Annotated in this window: 1 rRNA gene; it reads right to left on the bottom strand. The window is 52.2% G+C overall.

Features of this window, described 5'->3' with window-relative positions:
* A 16S ribosomal RNA gene (locus C9411_RS25355) occupies window positions 1-460 on the bottom strand; the annotation flags it as partial.
* Between the last annotated feature and the right edge of the window lie 96 nt (window positions 461-556).

Raw genomic sequence — 556 nt, 5'->3', positions numbered from 1 at the left:
TCACCACCTTCCTCCTCGCTGAAAGTGCTTTACAACCCGAAGGCCTTCTTCACACACGCGGCATGGCTGCATCAGGCTTGCGCCCATTGTGCAATATTCCCCACTGCTGCCTCCCGTAGGAGTCTGGACCGTGTCTCAGTTCCAGTGTGGCTGGTCATCCTCTCAGACCAGCTAGGGATCGTCGCCTAGGTGAGCCATTACCCCACCTACTAGCTAATCCCATCTGGGCACATCTGATGGCAAGAGGCCCGAAGGTCCCCCTCTTTGGTCTTGCGACGTTATGCGGTATTAGCTACCGTTTCCAGTAGTTATCCCCCTCCATCAGGCAGTTTCCCAGACATTACTCACCCGTCCGCCGCTCGTCACCCAGGGAGCAAGCTCCCCTGTGCTACCGCTCGACTTGCATGTGTTAAGCCTGCCGCCAGCGTTCAATCTGAGCCATGATCAAACTCTTCAATTAAAAGCTTGATTTGCTTCCACTCGAGAAGCGATGCTCAAAGATTTACTGCATGAATTTTACTTCAGTTAGTCACTCTTCAAGACTTGATATTTTTTT

The sequence above is a fragment of the Serratia sp. Nf2 genome (assembly GCF_003028435.1).
GTDB classification, from domain to species: Bacteria; Pseudomonadota; Gammaproteobacteria; order Enterobacterales; family Enterobacteriaceae; genus Serratia; species Serratia marcescens_L.
This window is presented reverse-complemented; position numbering and strand designations above follow the sequence as displayed.